Origin of the sequence: Radiobacillus sp. PE A8.2, assembly GCF_045635475.1 — a bacterium.
Lineage (GTDB): Bacteria > Bacillota > Bacilli > Bacillales > Amphibacillaceae > JBJGXI01.
The window spans coordinates 22,196-43,742 of the sequence record NZ_JBJGXI010000005.1 but is presented as its reverse complement, the minus strand read 5'-3'; the positions used below and the strand labels follow the sequence as shown (position 1 = coordinate 43,742).

Below are 21,547 nucleotides of genomic sequence, written 5' to 3'. Positions count from 1 at the left end.
AGAAACATGCAAGAAATACATGAAGCAATAAAATTGATGGAAAACAATCAAACGGAAGCAGCAATAGATGCACTCGAGCAATTTTTACCGCAAGCGGATGAAGAAGAGAAATTTACAATTGCTGAATTGTATATGCAATGGGGAATGTTAGAAGAAGCAAAAAAAATAATTGCCAATTTAATTCAACACTATCCGAATGAATCTGAATTAAAAATGATGCTCGTTGATATTCACATTGATCTAGAAGAAGATGAGGAAGCCATTGATATATTAAATCAAGTTAATCGTGAAGATGAAGACTATCTGCAAGCACTGATTCAGCTCGCGGACCTTTATCAGGCTCAAGGATTATTTGAAGTAGCAGAACAAAAGCTACTCGAGGCAAAAAATATTGACCCGGGTGAGCCACTACTTGATTTTGCGTTAGGGGAGCTTGCATTTTCACTTGGTGAATATGTGAAGGCCATTCCTTATTTCGAAAAAATCGTTGAAATAAACCAAGTTGTAGCTGAGGTTGATGTTAATTTGAGATTAGCAGAAGCATTTGCAGCTACAGGTGAATTTGAACAATCCCTTGAATATTATCAAACGATCGAAACTGATGATCCAGAAAGCTTGTTTCGCTATGGTTTTGTTGCTTACCGAGCAGACCGGTTAGATATTGCCATTAAAGCTTGGGAGAAATTAGTAGAATTTGACCCTAATTATTTATCGGTATATTATTATTTAGCGCAAGCATACGAGACAGAGGGTTTGATGCAAGAAGCCTATGATATGGCAAATAAAGGCTTGCAACAGGATGAGTTTAATAAAGAACTATTTTATTTAGCAGGACAATTAGCACACAAACTAGGTGATTTAACAGCTAGTGTTCAGCATATTAAAGAAGCAGTTGCAATTGATCCCGGTTATCAAGAAGCGGTATTATTTTTGGTGAATATTTATAAACAGCAAGAAGATCCTGAGGCAATCATTGATTTATTATCAGAAGTTCTGCAGTCTGGGGAAGAGGATCCTGCTTATAAATGGGAATTAGCACAAGCATATGTTGAAATAGAATCATTTGATAATGCATTAAACCTATACATGGATGCATATAATAATCTTAAAGACGATACAGATTTTCTAAAAGAATATGGATATTTCCTTATAGAAGAAGGGAGGAATAAGGAAGCGATAGAAGTATTTACCCATTATCTATCGATTGAGCCAGCTGACTTCGAGATGGAAGAATTCTTATTCCGCTTAAAGCAAAAGGAAGAAACTATGTAGATTAGTCTCTTTTTCACTAGGAGGGGACGGAAACTTGAATAACACGCCTGTGTCGATTAAGGATAAGAAAGAATTTATACGATGGTTTCTTAGCAATTATCAATTAAAAAGGCGAGAAAGTGTCTGGATACTTAATTACTTAATAAATCACGATACACTTCTAAAGAATGTTCACTTTATCCGTGAAGCCAGATACTGCCCAAGAGGAATTGTCATTTCTACCCATTGTTCAAAAGATGCACCGTTTCGATTTTATAAAAATCATATTGTTACAACAGATGCTGAGAAGTCTTTTCATGATATTCGCTTAAATAGAGATGAACCGGTCTATATTCAGTTAAGCTTTAAAAACGCAAACCAATGTGCCTCATATGTTGCAGTATTGGAAGACAATCCTTTTTTGCCAGAAGACTATTTTATAACAAAAAAGGATCAACAGCTTGCCAAAGATGTGCTTGATGTATCGTTATACGAATATCAAAAGCAGCGTCTACAACACAAAATTGATGAGGTGTTGGATAACCGCAACGAACAGGCATTTAAAGAATTGTCGGAACAATACTATTACCTAGAACAGCAGTTTAACAGTACACATAACGCTTCTAAAATTAATACCTGAAAGACTGTTTTCTAGGAAATTGTTGTTATTACGTAAAATAGCTAAACTCCGTCGTAACTTGGAGAGTGCTTGCACCGCTTCGGAAATCCACTTCGCTTTCCGCGGGGGGGCTAGTGAGCCTCCTCAAACTGCGTTCTGCGGGGTCTCACTTACGCCACTTCTTAAGGACTTCAGGCTAAAACCGTCCTTGTCGGACAACGCCTGCATGACCCTTGCCGGGCCTCAGGAGTCGAAGTGGATTTCCTACGCTGCTAACGGGATTGCTCTTCATGTGGGGTGATTGGAGCTAAAGGCAGCCGACTCCAGCGGGAAAAGCGCGAGCTGAAGATCCACTAGAGAAGCGCACCATGGGACTGCGATTACTCGTCCCACCGAAAACATTTGCTTCTGAGTTAGCTGAAGCCGAGCCTGTTTAAAGAAAAACGCTTTAAACTAGCGAAAAGCGACTGCCTGGAGCGGAAATCACGTGCACTACGTTACGACGGATATCACTTTAATTATCATGTTTAAAAAACAAACTCTAAGAAAGAGCCAAATGAATAAAACCCTTGTCGCATGGAATTTGTGCGATAAGGGTTTTTTAATTGCATCTGAAAACATTAAATATACTAAATATGGATAACATTAAGCATTAGCCACGGCCAGCTCCGAGCGCCAGCGAATAGCGAGACTTCCCTCACCTCATGACACGATAAGTCAACATCGGTTCTGGTTTTATGGAAGGTCGACTAAAAGCGGACTTGTCGTCCAACGTCGACATACCCCTTATGCAGGGGTATGTTTCCTTACTCCATCGAAAATAAAGAACAATTTTCTTCGTGCGTGGTGAAGCTTCGAAGCTTACTCTGGTCCTACGGTTCAGTCCAAATGTTTTCAGTGGGGCGAGTAATCGCACTAAGGAAACCTACAATGAATATACACCGCAGAAACAAGTGATTTTATTGTTTCGAGTCCCAGTCCATACGTCGCTAACCGGCGCTCTGCGCTTTTGTTAATTCCTTAGAAAAAAATAATTGTTCTTTAGTTCTCCTTATAAATTTAGTAAAATAGCTAATAATACAGAAAGGTTGGATTAATGCTATGCAGTGGTGCCAGAAAGATATTCAGCAATACAATGAAGCAGAACAATATGTAGACACGTTAGTTATTCCGCTAATGCCGATGGCTGTTAATCAGCAAATGGACAAGTTAGGTTTCCAAGGTGAACTATTAAAGTTATATGTTAATGGTCTAGAACAACATTATAAAGGCCGGCTTTTTCTAATGCCAACATACGCGTATTTTCATCCGGAAAATGATGAACAAGAAATTAACCGATTAAATACTTGGATAGCCGAGATGAAGCAAAAACCTTTTGAGCATGTTTTTTTATTTAGTTTCGATTCCTTTTGGAAAAAACATGAAAGAAAGTTAGATGGTACATTATTGTGGGTTCCAGCTATGCAAACCGGTAATCTAGATGATTCAAATACGAAAGTAATGATGAATGATCAACTAAAAGAAATAATCGGTTTAATAAAATCTTTTTGGTAAAAGTAGACCTTGATATCAATGATATTTTATTGACCGGACAAACAGTTTACGCTATCATGGTATTGTCCTAGTAATCTCGGAATAATTGTATGATTTGCAGATGGAAGGATTTTAGACAGAGGGGGGTAAAGAAATGAGTGAGAAGAAGCAACAAGTATCCCGTCGCCAATTTTTAAATTACACTTTAACAGGTGTAGGGGGATTTATGGCTGCCGGTATGCTTGCACCGATGGTACGTTTTGCTATCGATCCAGTTTTGCAACCAGCTAGTCAGGGTGAGTTTCATCCCGTTACGGATGTTGCGGACTTAACGACAGAGCCACAGCGTGTAGACTGGACAGTTGAGCAAGTTGATGCTTGGTATACATCAGATGTTACCAAATCTGCTTGGGTATATAAAACGGAGGATGATACAATAAAGGCTTTTTCGCCAGTGTGTAAGCATCTTGGTTGTTTTGTTTCCTGGCAAGGAAGTGAAGAATATTCGGATCAATTTTATTGCCCTTGTCACGGGGGACGCTACTATAAAGATGGTCAAAATGTAAAAGGCACGCCACCAGATGCTCCTCTAGATGAGTACGAGCAAAAAATTAAAAATGGGACATTGTATCTAGGAAAAGCGAAACCGAGAGAGGAGGTCTAGTGTATGCTGAATAAAATTTACGATTGGATAGATGAACGAGTAGATATTACGCCATTGTGGCGAGACATAGCTGATCACGAGGTGCCTGAGCACGTAAACCCAGCGCATCACTTTTCAGCATTTGTATATTGCTTTGGTGGACTGACCTTTTTCGTAACGGTTATACAGGTGCTATCCGGCATGTTCTTAACGATGTATTATGTACATGATATAGAGAATGCTTGGAGGTCTGTATATTACTTGCAAACCGAAGTCGCTCATGGACAAATTGTTCGTGGCATGCACCACTGGGGAGCTAGTGTTGTAATCGTCATGTTGTTCTTACATACATTGCGAGTATTCTTTCAAGGGGCATACAAAAAGCCTCGTGAATTAAACTGGATCGTAGGGGTATTAATCTTTTTTATCATGTTAGCGCTTGGTCTAACTGGTTATTTATTACCATGGGATAATAAAGCATATTTTGCTACACAGGTTACATTGGAAATCGCTGAAGGTGTTCCTTTCCTTGGACCAGAAATCAAAACATTACTTTCTGGTGACCCGGAAATAGTTGGAGCACAAACACTGACCAGATTCTTTGCAATACATGTATTTTTCTTGCCAGCTGCGCTATTTGGTTTACTAGCAGCACACTTTATTATGATTCGTAAACAAGGTATTTCTGGTCCGTTGTAAGATGACATCCAAGTGATAAGGAGGGAAAGCAGTGAAAAAGGGGAAGGGTATGCAGTTTGTTGGCGACTCACGTATAACTGCTGACAAAACAAGATTTATTCCAAAAGACTATTCCGAATACCCTGGTAAAACAGAAGCATTCTGGCCAAACTTTTTATTAAAAGAATGGTTAGTAGGTGCGGTGTTTTTAGTTGGATTTTTATGTTTAACTGTCGCCCATCCAGCACCACTGGAGAAAATGGCTGATCCAACCGATGCGGCGTATGTTCCGCTACCAGATTGGTATTTCTTATTCTTATATCAATTACTAAAATATAAGTTCGCAAGTGGTGCTTATTTTGTACTCGGTGCCATGGTTATCCCTGGTTTAGCTTTCGGTGGCCTATTGCTAGCACCATTTCTTGATACTGGCAAAGAGCGCAGACCATATAAACGACCGATTACATCATTGTTAATGATTATGGGTATTGTTTCAGTGTTCTGGTTGACGTATGAAGCGGCAGAGCACGTGGAATGGGAATCAAGAGTTGAAGCTAATAAGCCTGTATGGCCATCTGAAGTAGAAATTGATACAGAATCTGCTGGCTATGCGCTTTATGATCAAAATGGCTGTCTGCAGTGCCATGGTGAATCACTAGAAGGTGCCGTAGGGCCGACGTTGATCGGGGTTACGGATAAATATTCAGTTGATGAGATAAAAGATATCGCTGTAAAAGGTATTGGTGATATGCCTGCAGGGCAATTTGAAGGTTCTGATGAAGAATTACAGCAGTTGGTAGACTTTATAGTTTCTGTTAATGAGCAAGCAGCAGAATAAACATTTCATGTAAACCCTCGCTTACCAATTTGGCGAGGGTTTTACTTTGATAGGAAAGGATTACACGTATGTTGATGATTAGGCAAATACTATTAGATAAATCATTTTTAGTATTGTTACTCATTATTAATGTTGCTGGTACCGTTTATGGGTATATCTGGTATGATGTACAGCTTGATGTTACACCAGCAAAATTTTTAATCTTTGTTCCTGATAGTCCCACCGCAAGTTTGTTTTTTAGTATTTTTTTATTGTTTTTCTTGTTTGGTAGGAACATTCCTTATATTGAGGCACTCGCCATTGTTACGCTGTTTAAGTATGGTATTTGGGCAGTTGTGATGAACATATTAACACTGATTGTTGATGGCGGCCTAGATCCTACAGGATATATGCTAATTGCATCACACGGTGCAATGGCGATTCAAGGATTGCTGTATGCCCCGCAATATAGGCTAAAGCTTCGCCATTTGGTTTTTGCAGGTATGTGGACGTTACATAACGATGTGATTGATTATGTATATGAAATGATGCCAAGGTATGGTTCTTTAATGAATTATATGGATGGAATAGGCTATTTTACTTTTTGGTTAAGTATTGCTTCTCTAGCAATAGCTTATTTGTTAACGATTAAAAAAGATATAAAAGTCAGGTATGATTTTAATTCATAGGTCTAAACTTGTCCTCTCTCTCATACATTTTTAAACAGAATGATTAGAGAGAGGGGTTTCTCAGGTGAAACTATTAAAAGTCGCAATTATTATGGTTCTTATATACAGTGTTAGTAGTCCTATTACTCGCTCAGTATTTGCCCACCATACGGATTTAGATGCTACCCTGTATCAATATGAACGGTTAATAAAGGAAGAAAGATACGAGCAGGCTGAAACGCTGTTATTAAGTCATAAGGATGATTTAACAAAGCTTTTTACGAATCATACGGCAACACAAATTGCGAGCGGATTAGGATACCTATTAGAGTCAAATCTAACGATCGTAAATGATAATGAAGTTGATCATCAAACAAAGAAAGTGGAAGCATTACGATTGGTACTTGCTGTGGATGCATTAACAAATCCAGAAAGTCCAATATTAGCAACGTGGGCTTCTGATATGGAATCATCATTAAAGTCTGTTGTAGAGGAACAACATGTTTACTCGGATTCAGAATTAGAGGAGCTACTTACAGCTTGGAGTATTGTCAAACCGGCAATGCAAATATACTTAGAAACAGATCAATTTTATCAGCTCCAAGAATCTTACCAAAACTTAGAAGCGTATGCCGTAAATGGTCAACAAGTAAATCCTATTACAGAAGTATATCGTCAGATGGGGCAAATACAGCCTTCTAATGCACACGATGGTAAAGAAGAGAAAAAAGATTTAACATTTATTTGGATGATTACAATTGTAGGTGGCTTTATCTTTTTGACATTAGCGTATGTAGCTACAAAAAAATATAAAGCAGAGAAGCATAAAAACGAGAACCAAAAGCAAAGTATATAATAGTTGACTAAAGGGTAATTTTTGACTAAAATTGACCTTAGTTACACAGGTTATGAAAAACTGGAGGAATGAACATGTTCTCGTCAATAGGTGGCTATCTCATCTATATTGCGTTGCTTTTGATTATTCCTATGTGGGCACAATCAAAAGTAAAGAGTACCTATAAAAAATATTCAAAAATTGCAACATCATCCTATATGACCGGTGCCCAAGTGGCGCGCAAAATCTTAGATGAAAATGGTCTGTATCAGGTAAGTATTGAAGAAACAAAAGGTACGTTATCTGATCATTATGACCCAAGAAAGAAAGTTGTTCGGCTTTCATCTGATAACTATCATGGACATTCGATGGCCGCTGCTGCGATTGCTGCACATGAGGTCGGACATGCTATCCAGGATGCAGAGGAGTACGCATTTCTTCGTTTCAGGCACGCGTTAGTACCAGTAGCTAATTTAGGATCTAATTTTTCCTATATTTTAATTATTGCTGGTTTTATTATGTCTCTTCCCGGATTAACTCTTGCTGGTATTGTGTTTATGTCATTTGCTGTTATCTTCCAGTTGGTAACATTACCAGTTGAATTTGATGCATCAAATCGTGCCATGGGTCAATTGGTTTCAAGTGGGATTATTCGTAATAATGAAGAACGCCAAACGAAAAAGGTGCTAAATGCAGCTGCCTTAACATACGTTGCTGCAGCACTAGTTGCTGTTGCTGAATTACTTCGTTTTGTTCTCATGTTCGTTGGAGGCAACGATGATTGATAATAGATAAAAAGGCTAGCCCTAGGGTTAGCCTTTTTTAGTGCGTATATAAATGATGATCGGTAGGAAGCGACAGTGGTGAGGTGTTGGAGGACATCATTGCGCTTATCTGTGACAAAATCGCCGCATTTAGAATTGTGTGGACACCAGTGCCCTTATTTTCTGAAATTGTTGCTTTTTGTCAGCAGTTTATAGAAAATAAGGGTAATGGTGCCCGGCAACCAAGTCCAAACAGGGTGTTTAAGAAAAATAAGTGCATATGTGTCCGCTCCATCCGAGAACGATCAGTTCTCTCTTCACAATCTCTTTTCCCGAAGTTCTTCAGTCTTCCACTAGTGGTTTTTTATTTTCATCAAGTGTAAATCCTTCTCCTAACACGTCGTGGACGGTTGTCATGGCAACGAACGCATGCGGATCAATGCTGTTAATGATGCCTTTCAGCCTAACAATTTCGTTTCGAGCAACCACACAATATAACACATCTCGATGCTCCCCTGTAAACCTACCTTTACCTTGTAAGACGGTTACGCCTCGGTCCATTTCCTTTAATATTTTTTCGGAAATAGCATCACTATGATTGGAAATGATGGTAGCGCCTCTGGCGGCGTATGCGCCCTCTTGTATGAAATCGATCACACGTGCCCCGATATAAACAGCCAAGAGCGTATAAATGCCCTCTACAAGCTCTAAATACAAGATGAAAGAGGTGGTAATCACGACGGCATCAAACATAAACATCGTCTTACCCATACTCCAGCCAACATATTTGTGTACAATCCTAGCGATAATATCTACGCCGCCAGTCGTTCCACCATATCTGAAGATAATTCCTAATCCGACTCCGATGCAAAGTCCTGCTAAGAGTGCAACAAGTACTAAATCAGATTCGAGGTCCAGCGAATAATTATAAATCTGAAACACATACAAAAATATCGAAACAGCAATAGTCCCAATAATTGTATAGTAAAAAGTATTTCTGCCAAGTAATTTCCATCCAGCAAAGAAAGCAGGTAGGTTTAAAACAATATTAGAGATAGCCGGGTCCCATCCAAATAAAAAATAAAAAAGCAATGTGATACCGGTAAATCCGCCTTCTCCAAGATTGTTTGCCATATTAAAATTAACGATTCCAAATGAGAAAATTGCCGATCCAGCTAAAATGAATATTGTATTTTTTAACTTCAATCCAAAAAAACTCATCTATCCACCTCCGAAGAAAAATACTATGTATAATGTTAGTTCAATAAGGTGACGAATCAGCAGCAAAAAAGCATGTGTGGTGAAGCAGAACCGCAATCAAAACGGATGAAGTCTCGCACACAAAGTCTTTCTTTATAAGGATAGGCTTGTTTCGCTCGTGAGCTAAAAAGTGATTATCTTTACATAACCGGAAAAGACGAGAACTAACTCCCACGTTTACCGCTGATCATTTGGTGCCTTTTTGAACACCTATTATATTATAGTCAACCAATTAAGCCAGAACAATGCCCATCTTTTCGAATAAATTATTTGTCAAAGCCTAACCTTTTAGCTAACATGTAAATGATACCTTTATAAAAATAAGTAAAACGTTTACTCGTAAGATGAGGAGAATGACGATATGGTTTCCAATCAAAAGTATAATACAAAAGAGATGCAAAACCGAGTAGATAATTTTATTTCTCAGTTTGAAGAAGGTTATTTTTCTCCATTAAGTATGTTAGCCCGGTTCACAGAAGAGGTTGGAGAGCTAGCTAGAGAAGTGAATCATTATTATGGAGAAAAACCAAAAAAGTCGACGGAGAAAGAAAATACGATTGAAGATGAACTAGGTGATTTGTTGTTTGTTACACTGTCTTTTGCAAATTCTTTAGATATTGATGTAGCAGAAGCATTTGATAAAGCAATGACAAAAATTGAAACAAGAGATAAAAATCGTTGGACGAAAAAGACGGATGAGGTGGAACATAATGAGTAAAATTAAAGTTATCGTAGCAGGTCCTAGAGGGAAAATGGGTAGTGAAGCATTACGAATGATTGAAAAGGAAGACAATCTAGAGTTAGTAGCATGTCTTGATCGTAAACATGATGGAGTTAAGGTTGCTGATATTGATGGATTACCAGCATTCGATGCGCTTATATATAGCGATGTTGAAACATGTTTTCAAACTGTAGAGGCAGATGTTTTAATTGATTTAACGACTCCTGAGGTAGGTTATTTACATACAAAGCTAGCGATTGAACATGGCATAAGACCTGTCGTTGGCACAACAGGCTTTTCAAATGAACAATTACAAGAGTTAACAAACCTTGCTGAGGAAAAAGGGATTGGCACGATTATTGCCCCTAACTTTGCGATTGGTGCTGTGTTAATGATGCAGTTCTCGAAATGGGCGGCTAAATACTTCCCAGACGTTGAAATTATCGAACGACATCATGATCAAAAATTAGATGCTCCTTCTGGTACCGCCGTCAAAACAGCACAACTGATTCAAGAAGTAAGAGAACAGAAAACACAAGGTCATCCAGACGAAAAGGAAACATTACCCGGCGCGCGCGGTGCTGATTTTGATGGAATGCGCATCCATAGCGTTCGATTACCAGGACTTGTCGCACATCAGGAAGTAGTATTTGGATTACCAGGTCAAAACTTGACGATTAAACATGATTCCTTTCATCGTGAATCATTTATGTCGGGTGTGAAGTTAGCTGTTGAAGAAGTAGTCAAGCTAGATATACTCGTATATGGTCTTGAAAATATAATGGAATGAGGGATTGTCAATGAATATTGCCTTAATTGCTCACGATAAAAAGAAAAAAGATATGGTCGATTTCACGGTTGCTTACACCCATATCCTCAAACAACATGATTTATTTGCTACCGGAACGACTGGCCTTAGAATTTCAGAGGCGACGAAAATGGAAGTACACCGATTTCAATCAGGTCCGTTAGGTGGCGACCAGCAAATCGGGGCGATGATTGCAAACAACAAGATGGATCTGGTTATTTTCTTTCGTGATCCATTAACTGCACAGCCACATGAACCAGATATTAGTGCACTGTTAAGACTATGTGACGTGTACCAGATTCCGCTAGCAACGAATTTAGGGGCAGCAGAGATCGTTATTCGAGCGTTAGATGAAGGTTTGTTTGAGTGGCGCGAAATTATTCATGAACAAGATAAAAACAGCAAGGGAAGCTAATCTATATGAAAATAGGAGTTACTTGTTATCCTTCTGTAGGAGGATCAGGTGTCATTGCAACAGAGTTAGGTAAATTATTAGCGAGACGTGGTCATGAAGTCCATTTTATTACGTCAAGCATGCCGTTTCGCTTAGAAAGCATTCATTCTAATATTTTTTTTCATGAAGTAGAATTAAATCATTATCCTGTATTTCAATATCCACCGTATGATTTAGCATTAGCGAATAAAATGGCCGAAGTTATTGATACTGAAAAATTGGATATTTTACATGTTCACTATGCGATGCCACATGCGATTTGCGCAATGCTTGCGAAGCAGATTGCCGAGCATGACGTTAAAATTGTAACTACCTTACACGGAACAGATATAACGGTCCTTGGTATTGATCATAGTTTAAAGAAGATGATCAAGCACGGTATTGAAAAATCTGACGTAGTAACAGCAGTTTCCCATAGTTTAGTTGCACAAACGAAGGAAATGCTAAAAGTAGATAAGAATATAGAGGTTGTTTATAACTTTGTCGATGACAAGGAATATTATTTGCGTAAAGATAATCGTTTAAGACAGCAATATCGAATCAAAGAGGAAGAAAAAGTTGTTGTACATATTTCTAATTTTCGTAAAGTAAAAAGAGTGCAGGACGTTATTTATACTTTTGCCAATATTGCAGCTAAAATCGAAGCCAAATTATTATTGATCGGTGATGGTCCCGAAATCTCAGAAATTCGCCAACTCGTCAATCAGTTAGGGCTACAAGATCGGGTTCTATTTCTAGGTAAGCAAAAGATCATTGCAGAACTATTATCGATGGCAGACTTAATGTTACTGTTATCTGAAAAAGAGAGCTTTGGATTAGTTTTACTAGAAGCGATGGCATGTGGTGTCCCATGTATCGGTACAAACATTGGAGGTATTCCCGAAGTAATTATCGATAACGAATCAGGTTTCACTACAGAAGTCGGAGATATTGAAGGTACAACGAATAAAGCGTTAAAAATTTTAACAGATGATAAGCTCTGGAATCGATTTTCAATAAATGGAATCGAACGTGTGGAACAACGTTTTCATGCAACTAAAATTGTTTCGCAATATGAGCAGTTATATAAAAATTTAATTGTCGATGGTGATTAATATGTTAGATGGTCCGTTTCTACGAGCAAAAAAAATAATAGATCTATTGGAAGAACGCGGACATCAAGCATATTTTGTCGGCGGTTCTGTTCGTGATTTATTATTACAGCGCTCGATTGGCGATATCGATATTACGACCTCGGCCCTACCGGAACAAGTACAAGCGATCTTTCCTAAAGTAATCCCGGTGGGAATTGAACACGGGACGGTAATCGTTCGAATGGCTGGACAATCTTATGAGGTAACTACTTTTCGGGTTGAAGGGAACTATTCGGATTATCGCCATCCTGATCACGTCCAATACGTAGATCGCATTGAAGAAGATCTAGCGAGACGTGACTTTACGATTAACGGAATAGCTATGGATAAGCATGGGAAGATTCTAGATCCTTTTGGTGGCAAACAAGCAATTGAAAATCAGCTTATTCAAACGGTTGGGACTGCAACAGAAAGATTTAAAGAAGACCCATTACGGATGATGCGGGCATTACGATTTGCAAGTCAGCTTGGCTTTTCGTTAGAAGCGGCTACATTTGCAGCATTAACTAGCCATATCAATTGGCTGGAAAAAATAGCAATCGAGCGAATTGCAGTGGAAATGCAAAAATTGTTCTCAGGTGATCATGTGGAGCAAGCAATCAAATTATTGTTAGAGGTTGAATTAGAACGATATTTGCCTGTTATTCGAAATCAAAATACACTTGTTGGTGCGCTAAATAACCATCAGGTACCATTGCAATCATGGAGCGAAATGTTGGCTTGTTTTTGTCAATACGATCCAAGTGTATCCTTGCACACCTGGACAAAAGAATGGAAACTGTCTAATAAAACAAAACAAGATGCAAGCTACTTATTAGAGGCAATCGATTATTTTAATAAAGAACAATTAGATGCTTGGCTTGTGTACCGGTTGCCTGAGCATTTAGAGTCAGGATTTCTGCGGTTGCTAGGGATATTTTGTCCAGAGCTACAGCCGTTATCAGCTCAGTTGTGTGAGATTCGGGAGTGTTTACCAGTCCAATCAAGACAAGAGATCGTAATGGACGGTAATGATCTTATTTCATTATTTCCACAACGCTCTAGGGGACCATGGCTTAATACAGTCTTGCAGTTACTTGAGGAGCACGTAGTTTTGGGCAAAGTTGCAAATGAAAAACAACAATTGAAAGCGTGGGTAACAAATGAAATCTACCCGACTACACTTGATTGAGCTATTAGAAGAAAACACGGAAGAATATATTTCAGGTCAAGAATTGTCTAGACAATTGCAAATATCTCGTACGGCCGTTTGGAAACATATGAAGGAATTAGAGAAGGATGGTTACATCATTCATGCTGTCCCGAAAAAAGGATACCAAATCTCAAAATCACCACAAAAAATAAGTGCCAACACTATACAATGGGGATTGCATACAGATTGGCTTGGTAAAGAGATAATCCATAAAGAAAGCGTCTCCTCCACACAACCGATTGCCCATCAATTAGCGATGAATGGTGCTAGTCATGGTACCGTAGTGATAGCCGATGAGCAAACCAAAGGCAAAGGTAGGCTTGAGCGCATCTGGCATTCTGCAGCAAACGATGGCATTTGGATGAGTATTATACTGAGACCGGAATTGCAGCCAAATCAAGCACCACAAATCACGTTAATGGCAGCGACGGTACTGGCAGATGTAATCGCCAAGGTTACTGGTATAGAACCATCTATAAAATGGCCAAATGACCTATTTGTTAAGGGTAAAAAGCTTGCAGGGATCTTAACAGAAATGCAAGGAGAGCAGGATAAAGTAAATTATGTTATTTTAGGAATTGGCATGAATGTTAACCAATCAAAGTTTCCAGAAGCTATTGCTTCCATAGCAACATCTTTAAAGCTTGTGACTGACAAAGATTGGGATATTGCTAGCATCATTCAACAGCTACTGGTGACGTTTGAAGAAAGCTATGCAGAATTTCTCGCAAACGGTTTTGATGCGATCAAAACAAAGTGGGAAGGCTATGCTTATAAGATTGGTGAAACAGTAACGGTGAAAGTACACGACCGGCAATGGCAAGCGATGATATTAGGTATAGCTGAAGATGGTGCACTTCGAATTATTAATAAGGATAATAGTATCCAAACCTTATATTCAGCAGAAATTGGTTGGTAAGTGAGTCAATTTCATAATTATCTTACACAGCTATCTGCATCCATATATAGTTTGGAGATGGTTTAATCCGACTATATATGGATGTAGATAGCTGAAAATCAGTATTATGAAATTGACTAAAGGAGAAGAAGATATGTTAAATCATCATAAATTTCAACAAATGAAACAAGAAAACCAAAGAATTTCAATGATAACTGCCTATGATTACCCGTCTGCAAAGCTATCTGAACAAGCAGGTATTGATATGATTTTAGTCGGGGATTCGTTAGGCATGGTTGTGTTAGGATATGATTCCACGGTGAATGTGACGTTAGAAGATATGATCCACCATGGAAAAGCGGTAGCAAGAGGTGCAAAAAATACATTTAAGGTTGTCGATATGCCATTTATGTCGTATCATATTTCTTTGGAAGATTCACTTGCAAATGCCAAGCGGCTATTCCAAGAAACAGGGGCTCAAGCATTAAAGGTTGAAGGTGCGAGTGAAGAAATTGCAATGCTCACTTCTAAATTGACGTCGGCAGGTATACCAGTTGTTGCACATCTAGGACTTACTCCACAATCGGTGAATGTGCTAGGTGGGTATCGTGTTCAAGGAAAAGATAAAAATGGTGCTGACAAAATTATTAACGATGCCAAAATGTTGCAAGGCCATGGTGCAATTGCGCTTGTACTAGAATGCGTACCTGCGTCGCTAGCAAAAACAGTTACAGAGTCTTTAGATATACCTACGATAGGGATTGGAGCAGGTATTGATTGTGATGGACAAGTACTCGTTTATCATGATGTTTTGCAATATGGGGTGGAGCGCTTACCGAAATTTGTTAAAGCATTTGAGAATGCGAATGAGCGATTCCTTGAGGCGATTCAAGCATATATCAGTGAAGTACAGCATCGTGATTTTCCTGGAGAGGAACATTCTTTCTTGATTAATCGATAACAGAGAGGTTTAGTTTTTATGAAGATCATACGTTCTATACGAGAAATGCAGCAGTACGCAAATGAATTAAAAATGAGCGGCAAAAGTATTGGTTTCGTTCCGACTATGGGCTTTTTACATGAAGGACACGAGAGTTTAATGAAAAGGGCCAAAACGAATAACGATATTGTCATTGTCAGTATTTTTGTTAATCCATTGCAATTTGGACCAAATGAAGATTTTGACAGATATCCTAGGGATGAGGAACATGATATCCTAGTTGCCCAAAAAAACAATATCGACATTTTATTTATACCTCAAGTAGAAGAGATGTATCCAAATGATCGTTCGATCACGATGGATATTACCAAACGTACGGATGTTCTTTGTGGTCGGTCACGTGTTGGACATTTTGCAGGCGTGATTACTGTCTTAACAAAACTGTTTCATCTTACATTACCGAGTCAAGCCTACTTTGGCTTAAAGGATGCGCAACAGTTTGCTGTTGTTGATGCGTTAGTAAATGACTTAAATTTTCCGATTGAACTAGTTCCTGTCACTACTGTGCGCGAACAGGATGGATTAGCAAAAAGCAGTAGAAATGTATATTTGTCAGAGCCAGAAAGACAGGAAGCGACCGCGCTATATCAAGGCTTACAATTCGGTCGTCAATTAGTTGAAACGGGAACTAGAGATCCAGATTATATTGTAAATGAAGTCGAGCGATTTATTAATTCACAAACCCGTGGTAAAATAGATTATGTTGAGTTGCTGAGCTATCCAGATTTAACACCAGTAGATGAGGTTAACGAGCAAGTTATTCTAGCTGTTGCCGTGTTTTATGAACACGCGCGATTAATTGATAACCTTATTTTTGATCAAAATGGCAAGCTAACTTTAGATAGATAGTAGTAGGGGGAAATTACTATGTTGCGTACCATGATGAAAGCAAAAATTCATCGTGCTCGTGTAACCGAAGCAAATTTGAATTATGTTGGTAGTATTACAATTGATGAGGACATTATCGAACAAGTTGGTATTTTACCACATGAAAAAGTACAAATTGTGAATAACAATAATGGAGAGCGCTTTGAGACATATGTTATTCCAGGCGAACGAGGAAAAAAAGATATGTGTCTAAATGGTGCTGCAGCTAGACTCGTTCAGAAAGACGATATTATTATCATTGTTTCCTACGGTTTACTTTCTGAAGAAGAATTGACAACTTTTAAGCCAAAGGTTGCGATTATGAATGATCAGAATGATATTGTTGAACTTATTGATAAAGAGCCGCCTTTATCCGAATTAAAGTAATCTACGCATATGGATAGTGTAACCGAGGCGAAATCCCTCAAAACGCGGAAACTCTTATCAAAGCGGTATGGATAAGAGTTTTCTTTTATTAGATAAGAAATATAAAATTTGTGCATGTGTCTAGCTCCGAGCGCCAGAAACTACGCGACTTCACGAATCGGCTTGCGATAAGTCATCATCGATTCAAGTTTTTATGGAAGGTCGACTAAAAGCGGACTTGTCGTCCAACGTCGACATATCCCCTATGCGGGGGCATGATTCCTTTATCTTTAGTCGATTCGCTCCAGTCGTTACGTTTCTGAGCGGCGCTCTGCACTTTTCTAAAATGGAATAGTGGAGGTGATGAAGTGAATAAATTTGTTGTCGTTGACTTAGAAACCACTGGTCAGACACCTTCGAAGGGAGACCGGATTATTGAGATTGGAATTGTGGTTTTAGAGAATTATCAAATTACCACACAATACTCCACATTTATTGATCCGTTGATACCAATTCCCGGCTTTATAACAAATTTGACAGGAATTAGTGATGCTCATGTTGCAGGAGCACCAACGTTTGATGATGTTGTCGATGATGTAAGCGAATTTTTTCAAGATGCTTACGTTGTTGCACATAATGTTGCTTTTGATCTTGGATTTCTGAACTATGAAATTCAGCAAGTAGGTTATCAGCCGATCAAGCAACCGGTTATAGATACGGTTGAGTTGGCTCGAATCTTATTGCCACAGGCTCCTAGCTATAAACTAGGTCGATTGTCTGAGTATTTATCTTTTCAACATGATGATCCGCATCGCGCTTTATCTGATGCCTATGTAACTGCCGAGTTATTATCATTTTTATTGCAAAAATTAGCGACACTACCGTTCGAGACGTTGACAACATTACAGCAGCTTGAGTCTAGATGGAAAAGTAATATGTATGTCATTTTGCAAGCATTTATTGATGAACAAGCCTTTGTTAATGAAGGTAGACCTGATTTAGATATCTTTCATGGCATTGCATTAAAAGCAACGAAAAAGCATGACTCAGCAGAGGATCGTTTAGAAAAAATTTCATTCGGTGATTTATTAGATGACTGCTACGATCAGGGTGGTCATTTTTCATCACAAATACATAATTATGAATATCGCCCGAGTCAACGAGAGATGTCAGAAACGATTTACGATGCATTTCAATCAAAGCAACATGCGCTTATTGAAGCAGAAACTGGCACAGGAAAATCGCTTGCTTATTTAATCCCTGCCATTTATGAGTCAGTGTTTTCACAAAATCGTGTAGTCATTAGCACGCATCTAACACAGCTTCAATCGCAGCTATTAGAGAAGGAAATTCCGCTCTTGCAGCGTGTACTACCATTTAAATTTGAAGCTGCCTTACTTAAAGGGAAGCAGCACTATTTAAGCTTGAAAAAATTTGAGATTGAGCTTGGCAGTATCCATCAAGACAATTATGACATTATCTTAACAAAATCGATTATCCTTGTTTGGCTCACCGAGACTTTTACTGGTGATATTGATGAAATTCAACTACCATCAAGTGGGAAAAACTTTTTTTACCGCATTTCAAGTGATGCTGAAGGACACATAGATGTGCTATCTCCTTGGTTTTCTCGCTCATTTTACCAAAAAGCAAGGCAAAGAGCACAGAAAGCTAACCTTGTAATTACAAATCATGCGTTATTATGCACGGATTTGACGAGTGAACATGCGTTACTTCCGAGCTATCAAAGAGCTGTGATTGATGAAGCACATCATTTAGAATCGACAGCTGCTAAGCACTTTGGTTTAAAATTAGATTATGTTCAGGTTCAATTTCTTTTAAATAATATTGGTACAATCAACGAGGGCGATTGGCTTAGAAATGTAGCAAAGCAGTATTCTATAGTAAAGGAATATGCTAATGAATCTGAATGGGACCGCTTATGGCAAGAAACCAAAGAGGAAACGGATGAGCTGTTTCGATATATTTTTCATTATGTCGTAGAACTTAATAACAAGGGAATCGCTGTGAATGATATTGGCAGATATCAATATCGCTTTGATCAAGAAAGGGAAAATACACAAAAGTGGCAGACGATGAAGGAAATGACGACACGGCTTTCTTTTCGCTTACGTGATTTAATTCATATTCTTTCTCTAATGAATGAGGGTTTACGAAACAATACTACAGATCTAGATGCGGATATTGTTGAACAAGTGCAAAATTGGATTGATCGCTTACAACAAATTATTGATGATCTAGAACTAATCTTTTTGGTTGATGATCAAGCACAAGTAAAGTGGGTTGAGGTTGAAGCTTATGGAGCTAAAAATGCCGTTTATTTATATAGTGAGCCGGTAAACGTTTCTGCCATTCTTACCGAGCACTTTTTTGAAAAAAAAGAAAGTGTTATTTTAACAAGTGCAACGTTAACGATGAAAAAATCATTTACTTTTATTAAGGAACGGTTAGGATTAGGTGACTATGCATTAGAAAAGCAAATCGCTTCACCATTTCATTACGAAAATCAGGTACAGCTATTAATTCCTAATGATTTTCCAAATCTTAAGGACAAAAGTGAAGACTTTATCTATGCTACTTGTGAAGCGATTTATTCGATGGCGACCATAACAGATGGTCGGATGCTCGTTTTGTTTACTTCATACGATATGCTAAAAAAATCATATGCCATTTTAAAGGAAATTATGGATACAGACCAATTTATGCTAATTGCTCAAGGAATTTCCAGTGGTAGCAGAGAGCGATTGAAGAAAAATTTCCAAGCTTTTGATCAAGCAATTCTTTTAGGTACGAGTTCGTTTTGGGAAGGTGTAGATATTCCTGGTAATGATTTATCTTGTTTAGTTATTGTCAGGCTGCCATTCCAACCACCGGATCACCCGATTTTCGAGTCAAAGTCGGCTTTACTAAAACAGCAAGGGAAAAATCCGTTCATGGAACTAGCCTTACCTCATGCAGTTATCCGATTTAAACAAGGATTTGGCCGATTGATTCGTTCAAGTAGTGATCGTGGCATTGTATTAGTATGTGATGACCGCATTATGAAAGCAAGATATGGAAAATACTTTCTTGACTCGATTCCAACTGTGCCTGTTACTTATAAAAGTACCACAAAATTACTTGAAACAGCTGAGGATTGGTTATGATACAATTAGCTTTTTTACATACCCTATATATAGTGAAGGGGTAGGTGAAAACATGGCTGGTTTTAAAAAACTGTCTGTATCTTCGTTGATGTTTATTTATATTGTGATTAGTACGTGGGGACCGATTTTAGCAAGCGAGAAAGTTCCGCATATACGAAATGATGAGATTTTTTTCACCTTTTTCCAACTGCCTGATGGCGAAGCGTCCTTAATTCAAACAGGTCAAGGAAAAAACATCTTAATTAATACGGGATCACGAGCAAGTGAGGATAACTTACTTTTCCAGATGGAAGAACTAAATATAACTACCATTGATTATTTAGTGCTTACGAAGCAGTCAGAGGATTATTGTGCAAATGCAAACAGGTTAGCCGAACGATATCAGATTTCACGAGTCGTCCACACAGGAAATTTAAATGAGACATGTAAAAACCAAGTTACGGATGATTTAAAAGAAGTAACATGGGGTTCAAATGACGTGAATCAACTAAGTGACGATTTGTTTTTTAAAGTATTGAATGCAGAAGCAAGTGGTGAAATGTCATTAGGGATATCGTATGGAGACACTTCTGTTATGTACTTAAGTAACAGTGATTTAGAAGATGAGGACGAATTACTAACGCACAACTACAAACCGGAAATTCTTAAGATCGGTGATTATGCAAGAGGAGAGTCACCAAGTGAAGAACTCCTCACACAGATAGATCCGCATCTTGGTATTGTATTTCATAGTAAAAGCGGCAGGCCAAATGAAGGGCTTATTGAGCGGTTGAATGAATCGTGGATTGATGTTTATCAACTTGAGGAAGTCGGCACAACCATTATCCGAATGAATTTACATGATTATGAAATCCTGTCATAATAAGGAGGAAGTGGCAAATGGAGCGTCTCTTTGTCGCTTCCTTCCACATGGGTAAATTAAATAAGCTATTTCATCCGTATTAGTCTAGTAATAGACTAATACGGATGAAAAAGTCCTGTGCGCTTAATTTGCGCACAGGTAAGATATGGGTTAGGATATTTTGTTGAAAAAAATACGAATTGATCATCAACTGATCAAGGGTAAACTGTTATAATAAGAAAGGTATTTGTTTTCAACTGTACTTATAGTTTGGTTCTAAACTGGATTGCTATGTGTAACAAAATTTGTGAAAAATGACAAAGATCTTCTCAAATTTGGAGGCAGTGTTATGGATAAAAAAATTGAAACATTATCAACTGTACGAATCAAGCATACGAATGATTTGTACAAAATTGTAGATAGCTTAAATCGAACATTAAAGGAAGATGATCTTATGTTTGGATTAGCATTGGATGAGGAAGATAATGAAAAAGCGATTTTCACTATTTATCGCACCTAAATGGATGACAATGATCATCGTCATCGTGATCATTGTTTGCTTGTCGGTTGCTGGGTACAGCATTTATTTATATCAAGAAATTGAGGAAAGTAAACAAGCAGATTTTTCTAGTTCGATTCAACGGGTGCTCTCGGAAACTGAAATCGAGCAGGTAGATGAGGTAACTCGATATCATGGTACGAGCTATTATCATGCTGTAACAGGCGAAACAATTAATGGAGAAACTGGAATTGCTTTTGTACCTGTTAATGAAGAAGCTGAAATTACTTACTTTTTAATGGAAGAACTTAATGAAGAGTCCTCAATTATTGATCAATGGAGAGATAGTTGCACGGAATGCAGTTTAATTTCGACTAATCCAGCTTTAGAAAACGATCATCCATTATGGGAAATTAAATATATCGACAACCAGGATCGTTATGTATTTGAATATCGATCCATGGAGGACGGTTCGATATATGAATCAGTTCGATTAAGACAATCAAAGTACTAAATGTATAGTAAAATATATT

At 38.1% G+C, this 21,547-nt stretch carries 23 protein-coding genes; 22 read left to right on the top strand and 1 reads right to left on the bottom strand.

Annotation, left to right across the window (positions count from 1 at the left end):
• The first annotated feature begins 6 nt into the window (after positions 1-6).
• From ACI6MV_RS04200 to ACI6MV_RS04160, 9 genes are all read left to right on the top strand, one after another.
• Positions 7-1,272, top strand: a complete 1,266-nt coding sequence (locus ACI6MV_RS04200; RefSeq protein ID WP_407268691.1) for a tetratricopeptide repeat protein — start codon at positions 7-9, stop codon at positions 1,270-1,272.
• Between the two features lie 34 nt (positions 1,273-1,306).
• Positions 1,307-1,891 (top strand): ReoY family proteolytic degradation factor, encoded by a 585-nt coding sequence (locus tag ACI6MV_RS04195; RefSeq protein WP_407268690.1) that lies wholly within the window; start codon positions 1,307-1,309, stop codon positions 1,889-1,891.
• Between the two features lie 1,080 nt (positions 1,892-2,971).
• Entirely contained in the window at positions 2,972-3,424 is a 453-nt protein-coding gene (locus ACI6MV_RS04190) for a DUF2487 family protein (RefSeq protein ID WP_407268689.1), read from the top strand.
• Positions 3,425-3,557: 133 nt separating this feature from the next.
• A complete protein-coding gene (locus ACI6MV_RS04185) occupies positions 3,558-4,067 on the top strand; it encodes a QcrA and Rieske domain-containing protein (protein ID WP_407268688.1) in 510 nt (169 codons plus the stop codon).
• Positions 4,068-4,070: 3 nt separating this feature from the next.
• Positions 4,071-4,745 carry a menaquinol-cytochrome c reductase cytochrome b subunit gene (gene qcrB / locus ACI6MV_RS04180; protein ID WP_407268687.1) on the top strand — a complete coding sequence of 225 codons (675 nt, stop codon included), beginning with the start codon at positions 4,071-4,073 and terminating at the stop codon, positions 4,743-4,745.
• Between the two features lie 31 nt (positions 4,746-4,776).
• Complete coding sequence (locus ACI6MV_RS04175; RefSeq protein WP_407268686.1) at positions 4,777-5,562, top strand: menaquinol-cytochrome c reductase cytochrome b/c subunit; 786 nt, start codon at positions 4,777-4,779, stop codon at positions 5,560-5,562.
• 74 nt (positions 5,563-5,636) lie between these two features.
• A complete protein-coding gene (gene lhaT, locus ACI6MV_RS04170) occupies positions 5,637-6,230 on the top strand; it encodes a lipoprotein heptaprenylglyceryl N-acetyltransferase LhaT (protein WP_407268685.1) in 594 nt (197 codons plus the stop codon).
• A 64-nt stretch (positions 6,231-6,294) separates the two neighbouring features.
• On the top strand, positions 6,295-7,065 hold the full coding sequence (locus tag ACI6MV_RS04165; protein WP_407268684.1) for a sporulation protein YpjB: 771 nt from the start codon (positions 6,295-6,297) through the stop codon (positions 7,063-7,065).
• A gap of 74 nt (positions 7,066-7,139) precedes the next feature.
• Entirely contained in the window at positions 7,140-7,829 is a 690-nt protein-coding gene (locus ACI6MV_RS04160; protein ID WP_407268683.1) for a zinc metallopeptidase, read from the top strand.
• Positions 7,830-8,150: 321 nt separating this feature from the next.
• Here ACI6MV_RS04160 and ACI6MV_RS04155 read toward each other — a convergent pair whose 3' ends face one another.
• The gene (locus ACI6MV_RS04155) at positions 8,151-9,029 is read right to left on the bottom strand and encodes a YitT family protein (RefSeq protein ID WP_407268682.1); all 879 of its coding nucleotides are present in this window, start codon (positions 9,027-9,029) and stop codon (positions 8,151-8,153) included.
• Positions 9,030-9,429: 400 nt separating this feature from the next.
• Between ACI6MV_RS04155 and ACI6MV_RS04150 the strand changes: the two genes are divergently transcribed.
• The 13 genes from ACI6MV_RS04150 (at position 9,430) to ACI6MV_RS04090 (ending at position 21,528) form a co-directional block, all read left to right on the top strand.
• A complete protein-coding gene (locus tag ACI6MV_RS04150) occupies positions 9,430-9,786 on the top strand; it encodes a nucleotide pyrophosphohydrolase (RefSeq protein ID WP_407268681.1) in 357 nt (118 codons plus the stop codon).
• Positions 9,779-10,579 (top strand): 4-hydroxy-tetrahydrodipicolinate reductase, encoded by an 801-nt coding sequence (dapB, locus tag ACI6MV_RS04145; RefSeq protein WP_407268680.1) that lies wholly within the window; start codon positions 9,779-9,781, stop codon positions 10,577-10,579. Before ACI6MV_RS04150 ends, dapB begins: the two co-directional genes overlap by 8 nt.
• A 10-nt stretch (positions 10,580-10,589) precedes the next feature.
• Complete coding sequence (gene mgsA, locus ACI6MV_RS04140) at positions 10,590-11,012, top strand: methylglyoxal synthase (protein WP_407268679.1); 423 nt, start codon at positions 10,590-10,592, stop codon at positions 11,010-11,012.
• A gap of 5 nt (positions 11,013-11,017) precedes the next feature.
• Positions 11,018-12,145, top strand: a complete 1,128-nt coding sequence (gene bshA / locus ACI6MV_RS04135) for an N-acetyl-alpha-D-glucosaminyl L-malate synthase BshA (RefSeq protein ID WP_407268678.1) — start codon at positions 11,018-11,020, stop codon at positions 12,143-12,145.
• Positions 12,135-13,355 carry a CCA tRNA nucleotidyltransferase gene (locus ACI6MV_RS04130; RefSeq protein WP_407268677.1) on the top strand — a complete coding sequence of 407 codons (1,221 nt, stop codon included), beginning with the start codon at positions 12,135-12,137 and terminating at the stop codon, positions 13,353-13,355. The genes bshA and ACI6MV_RS04130 overlap by 11 nt, the downstream gene beginning before the upstream one ends.
• Complete coding sequence (locus ACI6MV_RS04125; protein WP_407268676.1) at positions 13,327-14,295, top strand: biotin--[acetyl-CoA-carboxylase] ligase; 969 nt, start codon at positions 13,327-13,329, stop codon at positions 14,293-14,295. The genes ACI6MV_RS04130 and ACI6MV_RS04125 overlap by 29 nt, the downstream gene beginning before the upstream one ends.
• A gap of 133 nt (positions 14,296-14,428) precedes the next feature.
• Entirely contained in the window at positions 14,429-15,235 is an 807-nt protein-coding gene (gene panB / locus ACI6MV_RS04120; RefSeq protein WP_407268856.1) for a 3-methyl-2-oxobutanoate hydroxymethyltransferase, read from the top strand.
• A gap of 18 nt (positions 15,236-15,253) precedes the next feature.
• Complete coding sequence (panC, locus tag ACI6MV_RS04115; RefSeq protein WP_407268675.1) at positions 15,254-16,123, top strand: pantoate--beta-alanine ligase; 870 nt, start codon at positions 15,254-15,256, stop codon at positions 16,121-16,123.
• A gap of 18 nt (positions 16,124-16,141) precedes the next feature.
• Positions 16,142-16,528, top strand: coding sequence for an aspartate 1-decarboxylase (panD, locus tag ACI6MV_RS04110; RefSeq protein ID WP_407268674.1), 387 nt, complete (start codon positions 16,142-16,144; stop codon positions 16,526-16,528).
• Positions 16,529-16,875: 347 nt separating this feature from the next.
• Positions 16,876-19,674, top strand: coding sequence for an ATP-dependent DNA helicase DinG (gene dinG / locus ACI6MV_RS04105; protein ID WP_407268673.1), 2,799 nt, complete (start codon positions 16,876-16,878; stop codon positions 19,672-19,674).
• A gap of 52 nt (positions 19,675-19,726) precedes the next feature.
• Positions 19,727-20,536: a ComEC/Rec2 family competence protein gene (locus ACI6MV_RS04100; RefSeq protein WP_407268672.1), complete on the top strand. Its 810-nt coding sequence runs from the start codon at positions 19,727-19,729 to the stop codon at positions 20,534-20,536.
• Between the two features lie 328 nt (positions 20,537-20,864).
• The gene (locus ACI6MV_RS04095; protein WP_407268671.1) at positions 20,865-21,035 is read left to right on the top strand and encodes a YpmA family protein; all 171 of its coding nucleotides are present in this window, start codon (positions 20,865-20,867) and stop codon (positions 21,033-21,035) included.
• A complete protein-coding gene (locus ACI6MV_RS04090) occupies positions 21,001-21,528 on the top strand; it encodes a cell wall elongation regulator TseB-like domain-containing protein (protein WP_407268670.1) in 528 nt (175 codons plus the stop codon). The genes ACI6MV_RS04095 and ACI6MV_RS04090 overlap by 35 nt, the downstream gene beginning before the upstream one ends.
• Positions 21,529-21,547: the final 19 nt, after the last annotated feature.